The following is a 6,642-nucleotide window of genomic DNA, read 5'->3' as shown; positions in this document are numbered from 1 at the left end:
ATTTATGACAGGGAAGACTTCATGACATTAACTGGTATAGCAGATGCAGCGAAGATTTCTTAAAGCATAATATTTATTACATTGAATAGGTCTGATTACAGGCCGAGGAGAATCATACCAAGATATAGGGGGTTGTCTAGCGTTATTTGACAGGAATTTTCCTTTTTTAATCACATTATGGTTAATTTTTTAGTTCTTCGATTGCACTGAGAGTTCGCCATGGAATTAACCGTATGAAAAGTGGCATAGTTGGCGGAAATTAAGGCATTATTATGCAGCTTATCAATGTGCGTGATGCGTGTTGGGTAATTCAAAACTTTGATTGTAGTGGCTGGAAGATTTTAAGGTCGACAGTTTACTTTGGTGCAAAGCAAGAATGGATTGAATGATTTTAGTGCCGAGCCCAAGATCACCGGATGGGGCATCTGGATCTACATCGTTTTGTACTGAAATACTTACCCCGTGTTTACGGCTATCTGACAGGATGTTGATTCTACTTTTAGCGGGTGCGTGGCGAATAGCATTTTCTAGTAAATTAGCAAAAAGACGCTGGAGTAATTGTTTATCCCCTTGGATCTGCGTTGCTTCTGACATGGTTAGGTTAACCTTAATTTGTTTACGGCTGGCATGGACGGCCAAGCTTTCGATACTTTCCTCAATGACATGCGCCAGCGCTATTAATTCAAATTGTGGTTCGGGTTGTGGTTTTTGGCTACGCGCCAGGGTCAATTGCTGTTCCAGTTGCATGGCCAGCTTTTGGGCGTTTCGATGCGCGGTGGCGATTAAAGGGTTGGATGCTGTTTGCTGGAGTTGCCACGTTTCTAAATAGCCCAATACACTAGAGAGCGGTGTTTTTAGGTCATGACTTAGCTGCATCAGTAATTCACGACGCGTACTTTCTTGTTGCTGCAGTTGTAAAAACTGACGCTGTATCCGCTGTGACATTTGGTAGAAGTGCTGACTAATCGGGCGTAGTTCTGGTACTTGCTTGATAAAATCAGGCTGTAAACAAAAATTATCGCGAGATTGTGCTTGTAGCCCTTGGCTCATAGCGGCGATGGGGATCAGTAGAGTACGGTTTACTAGCCAGTAAATTAGCATACTAAAGCTAAAAATAAGCAACATGGCGAGACTCAGTATGTGCACGATAGGCAGCATACTGAATTCTGCATCTAATAAACTGCGTTGCTCGCTGCCAATGACTACATACAGATAACCAACCACCGAGCCAAATTCAGTGATTGGAGCAACGGAGAAAACTTTTTTTTGTGCCGGGTTTCGAGGGTCGTCACCTAAAATGGGCAATGTTTGTTGAGTGAGAAATTGTTCAATCGGTTTTAGTGACACCTGAGCTGGAATGTCCTTTCCTTCTGGCGCGGCATGGCTACGAACCCTTCCTTGTTGATCAAGAAAGTAAATTTCAAAGTCTGGTCCTAGCAACATCAGCGTATGGAAAATGGATTTAAGCGCTTTCGGGTTGTAATTTGTCCCTTCCATCAAGGGGCTATCGTCACGCATATGGGCGGCAAGATCACGATGAAGCATTTGCTGGGTGCGTTGCTCTGTATGGGTTTGCTGTAGAGTAACGAATGAGCCAATCACTAATGCCGACAAGGCAAACCAAAAACTAGTGAGTAATAACAATCTGAGCTTAAAGTTCATCTCTGGACTCCTTTCTCTCTCTTACTTGTGACCCTGTCACCGATTGGTGTTGCTAATTGGTGTGTAAGCCCTTCAAAGTTGAGCGCCAAAGCTAAACAAAAGCTAAGTACCAATTTGAGTATTTAATGATTTATGCAGCTTCAAATTTATAACCCACGCCCCAGACTGTGTGGATAAAAGGTTGATTTGGGTTCGCATGTTCCAGTTTTGTGCGTAAGCGATTGACTGTGCTACATACCGTGTGTTGATAGCCTGAGAAATCGGTTTGCCATACTTGCTGCAGCAACTCTTCTTTGCTGTAAACTCGACCGGGCTTTTGGGCTAAAAAGTAGAGCAAGGTGAATTCGGTGGCGGTGAGCTGAACTGCATGATGGTTAATTTCTACATGGTGTAATTCAGGGTTAATCACCAAGCCGTTCAATGACAGTGTCGCTGGAATATGCGTGTCGCCTTCTGAGTGGTACGCACAGCTTGAACGATGCGATCTACGGCGCAAAATAGTGCGTACTCTGGCTTGAAATTCAAGCACACTAAAAGGTTTTGTTAAGTAGTCATCAGCGCCTGCTTCTAAGCCTGCCACTTTGTCTATTTCGCTATTTCGTGCGGTGAGCATTAATACGGGTAACCAATTTTGCTTATGACGCAGTGACTGGCACAGCGTAATGCCATCGCCATCCTCTAAACCACGGTCAAGTATGATTAAGTCATACTGGGTTTGGCTAAGGTGCAATTGCGCCACGCCTAATGAGGTGACACGGGTAGTCTCATGGCCTTGTAGCGACAGGTGCATTGCGATTAATTCTGCAAGATCATTATCATCTTCGACTATCAAAATTTGCCCTTGCTCGACGGTGCTAGGGGGAATGCTCATCGACTTTGGCTCGCGAGCTGCTGAGTGCGAAGCGGTACTGAAGGTTGCTGTGTTTGACGTGTGTTTTATCGCTGTCATTATTCACTCCACAACGGTCTGTATATCACAGTTTCTACTGATGCGTTGTACGCCGACGAATAGGGCGCACACGCATCATGTTGGTTATAAGACCGTGTGGAGATGCAAATATTTCATTTGAGTGTTCGTGCTGGCATTACTTACTTTATACGGGTGATGCTCAACCTTGCCCCTGGGTTTAAAAAGCGATGGCTGGCTGTCAGCACTGAGGTTGTTAAGCCATCATCAAGGCTGATGACTCCAGCATGAAAGCTCACCTTATCATCGTCATCTCTGATGGTATTAAAGCCCTCACCGCCAGCAGCTGGCCCAGGAATGGATGCGCTGGTTTCACTATTGGCTTCAGTTCCTGCATCCCAGACTGGCATATTCATGGTATAGCTTTCACCTATAGCGATGGTACTCAGGTCGATCCCCGTTTCTCCGACAAAACCATCGTTGGTATTGACCAGCATGCTTGCTATGGACAGTTGATTTGCGTCATCGCCAACAATATCTAACGTTAGTGAATCTGTACTACCCGGCAAAATGACCCCAGTGCCTGAATAGCTCATAGTGACATTATCGTTACTGTCTTTTTCAGCCAGCAAATCTGTATTATCACCACTCTCTGCGATTTTCTCTAACGCGATAGAGGCGGGTTGTCCGACTTGAAATAACTGGTAGCCACTACTGTGCGTTAAGACAGCCAGTGGCGATAAGGGTTGGCTCACGGTTAAATTGATTACCGTCAATTCATATTGTTTTGCCGCATCAGTTTGAACAGGAGGTGAAGCCGGCGGTGAATCGTTATTTGAGTGTGTGTCATCATCAGGACAACCAGCGAGTAACCCGACACTCGCGGCAAGTAAAAGTATGCGCGTATTCATAGTGCCTCCTTATTTCACGGTTACAGTGACAACAGCAACAGGATTTAACCAACGATGCATACCGCTATTCAAGTCACTCTTTCCACCAGTGGTATCGCCGTCACCAAGGTTACCAGGGTGAATGTGAACTTTGTCATTGCTAATGGTGGCTTCGACCCCTGTGCCGCCAGACCCAAAGGTGATGAAAGGTGGATTTGGCATGCTGGCGGCTAACTCATCATTTGCTTCTGTACCTGCATCGTAGCCATTAAGTCGAATGGTGTAAGTGCCTGGTTGAGAGGGGATCTTCCAACTGTCTAAACCGACAAAGCCATCGTTGGTTGGTAACAGCATGGCGGTTAGTGATAACCGATGAAATGAGCCTGTATCTAGGCTTGCTGTGGCAGATATGCCGGGATTAAGAATGCCGCTGGCAGGGTTTTCTGAAACCACGGCACCTGCATTTGCTGCGAGCGATGATAAACCCGAAATGTCCCCGCCTTCTGCCATGGCTTTGATTTCAGGGGAAGCGGCGACACCAGCTTGGAAAAGATGAATATCGCTACTGTGAGCAACGACTAGCAAAGGAGTGAAGTAAATACCTTTGGTGGCATTGGTGATAGAGACATCGATGCTGGCAGCGTGCGCTGTTACCGATGCTGTGCTCAGTGCTGCAGTTATTGCGAGAAGTGCCAATCGTATTTTCATGGTGATAATCCGTCATGTAATGAGGTAATAATTCAATCATGGCGGTTAAAGTTGGCAATCTTCTCGCGAAGTTCTCATAAATTTCTCACAGCGTAAAATATCTCACTGAACGTCGTTACGACATCATATGTTCTATGAACCAAGTGCCTGCTGGGCCTATCGCGTTGGTCCACTTCATTTCGATATCCCAAGTCATGTCGGTATCACTAAAGTCCAGAGCGAGTGTTTGCAAAATGTTGTTTTCAAATAAATGCGGATCAAGTTGTTCTGGATAAAGTCCAAACCCAGCTCCAGAGATGAGTAGCTCACGATATTGATAAAAGCGTGAACAATTTATGCTGTTAGAGCTAAACCGCAGTGACTCAATAAGGTCTTCATTCGCAAAGTCAGAAATTGCAGGCAGTATTTGATGGTATTGCAGTAAATCTTGAACTGAAAGCTGGCTACGAACTTGCGCGAGTGGATGAGCGGGCGCAGCAACAAACCGCCACTGGATCCGATCCAGAATAAAGCTCTCAACGCCGCGGCTCTGTCTAAGTTGTACTGGGGCAATAATAATATCTGGGGAGCTGGGCTGTCCCATAAGCGTGGATGCGTGATCTTCGATATCAACTAAATTGATACTTAAATCTGGAAAGGCTTTGAGTAAAGCGGTGATCCCTTCACGTTGCTTGGGATACATAGTAAAGCCATGTACTGCAATTGTAATCTTGTCTTCAATGCCGCTTTGAAATGAAAGTGCCTTTTTCTCAATAGCTTCGAGGCGTGGGATGATCTCTAGCGCTTGTAAGTACATGGACTTTCCGACATCGGTCAATGTTGGGGCTTGGCCTGAAACTCGGCGAAAAACTTTAAGATTGAGGTCGACTTCCATATTTTGGATCACTTGGCTAACGGCTGAAGCACTGATCCCCAATTTTCGCCCTGCTGCTGAAAATGATCCTGTTTCAGTGACAAGAACCAAATAGTGTAATCGCTCTGGTGTCATTAACATTTTTCCCCCCTCATTTCTTTTTGTCATCCGTATCCATACCGTAACCTATTCTTTGCAATGAAGGCTATTCAATGTGTGTTCTTGAATTGATTAAAGCGTGTGCTGGCTTGTCGTAGCTTAACTTCTTGTCTTTTTTTAGTTTCAGCGAGGTATAAGTCTAACTTAAAGAACCTGATTTAACCGTTTTTCTGATTCGACGTAATATGACATCACACCGAACGAGGGTGGTTTAAAAATAATTAATTAGATTTCATGGAATGAAGTCTCTTATCAAAAATATGATTATGTCTAAGAGGTGTTCCATGAAATTTTCAATGGTTAAAACAGCAGGCGCAGTACTTGTTGCGGCAATGGCAATGAACGTGGCAGCGCAAGAACAAGCACAAGAAGATATTAATTACGGTGACCCAACAGCATCGTTTTCAACTCTAGGGGTGAGTGCATCGAAAGATCATACCCAATTAAACGGCATGTATGGTTCTGGCTCAAATATTTTCCAATTAGACCTTGGTGTTAAAAATAAAACCGATGATAAAGGCAAGGGAGGCGATGTTAATTACCGTGGCCGTTATTTCCATGTTACCGATGGTCTTGGCTATTCAGTCGATGTTTTAGGTGGCCAAACCAATCTACAGAATGGCGATAAATCGACAACAAACACAGTCCTAGCTGGTTTAATCTATAAATTCCAAGTCACGGATAATATCAGTGTATTCCCGATGGCAAGTGTAGGCTACACCCGTTCAGACAATGAACCAAAGAGCGGAGCTAGCTCAAAATCTACCGATACCTTATACCAAGGTGGCATCTATGCAATGTATGGCTTTGATGAGGGGCACTGGGTTTATGTGAACCCGAAAGTGACGCATATGCGTAAAGCCAATGCCAATCTGGCTCAAGTTGAAGCCGGTGGTGGTTTTATGGTTGCCGAAAAGGTGAGTGTGGGGGCAAAAGTAGAGTACACAGCGAAGAATACCAAGCTGAACATGGATAAAGATGACACAGTGGCATGGCTACAAGCTAACTATTATTTCTAATTTCGAATAATTACGATAAAGCCGCGAGAGCAATGTATTTGCCTCGTGGTTTTTTGTGTTTTGATTTTTGAGGTAACGAGGAGATAAAAAGAGGCAATGTAAAATGGGGTAAATCACTATCAGAGAGGGGGCGTTGGAGTTGTGTTATAGCCACTATTTAAAATGAGGTTTAAAACACTAAGGCGGAGATGCTTTAAAAGAGAATTATAATGGAGAAGGCAGATGAAAATTCTGTTTATACGGTGGAATAAAATAAACTTTACCACTCCACTTTATGGATCACTATAAAGGGAATGATACGTTATTTCAAAATGTATGTTCAATAAAATGATTGTCAGTTTGGCGAATTATAGACAGATCACTATTAATTGAATGTTTCACTGTAGTGCTATTTACAAACTTAAATTTATTAACCCAGGAGCAGAGAGGGATAAATCGTTAAGT

The 6,642-nt window shown here is 43.9% G+C and carries 6 protein-coding genes; 1 reads left to right on the top strand and 5 read right to left on the bottom strand.

Features of this window, described 5'->3' with window-relative positions; all coding sequences use genetic code 11:
• Window positions 1-282: 282 nt before the first annotated feature.
• The 5 genes from ASV53_RS21800 to ASV53_RS21780 all read right to left on the bottom strand — a co-directional run bounded on the left by ASV53_RS21800 (window position 283) and on the right by ASV53_RS21780 (window position 5,188).
• Entirely contained in the window at window positions 283-1,662 is a 1,380-nt protein-coding gene (locus ASV53_RS21800; protein ID WP_094958659.1) for a sensor histidine kinase, read from the bottom strand.
• Window positions 1,663-1,792: 130 nt separating this feature from the next.
• Window positions 1,793-2,533: a response regulator transcription factor gene (locus ASV53_RS21795; protein WP_094958661.1), complete on the bottom strand. Its 741-nt coding sequence runs from the start codon at window positions 2,531-2,533 to the stop codon at window positions 1,793-1,795.
• A 218-nt stretch (window positions 2,534-2,751) separates the two neighbouring features.
• Window positions 2,752-3,480 (bottom strand): spondin domain-containing protein, encoded by a 729-nt coding sequence (locus ASV53_RS21790; protein ID WP_094958658.1) that lies wholly within the window; start codon window positions 3,478-3,480, stop codon window positions 2,752-2,754.
• Between the two features lie 9 nt (window positions 3,481-3,489).
• On the bottom strand, window positions 3,490-4,173 hold the full coding sequence (locus ASV53_RS21785) for a spondin domain-containing protein (protein WP_189337941.1): 684 nt from the start codon (window positions 4,171-4,173) through the stop codon (window positions 3,490-3,492).
• A gap of 109 nt (window positions 4,174-4,282) precedes the next feature.
• Window positions 4,283-5,188, bottom strand: a complete 906-nt coding sequence (locus tag ASV53_RS21780; protein ID WP_239928885.1) for a LysR family transcriptional regulator — start codon at window positions 5,186-5,188, stop codon at window positions 4,283-4,285.
• Between the two features lie 275 nt (window positions 5,189-5,463).
• Between ASV53_RS21780 and ASV53_RS21775 the strand changes: the two genes are divergently transcribed.
• Window positions 5,464-6,198, top strand: coding sequence for a hypothetical protein (locus ASV53_RS21775; RefSeq protein WP_189337940.1), 735 nt, complete (start codon window positions 5,464-5,466; stop codon window positions 6,196-6,198).
• Window positions 6,199-6,642: the final 444 nt, after the last annotated feature.

The sequence above is a fragment of the Photobacterium sanguinicancri genome (assembly GCF_002265265.1).
Lineage (GTDB): Bacteria > Pseudomonadota > Gammaproteobacteria > Enterobacterales > Vibrionaceae > Photobacterium > Photobacterium sanguinicancri.
This window is presented reverse-complemented; position numbering and strand designations above follow the sequence as displayed.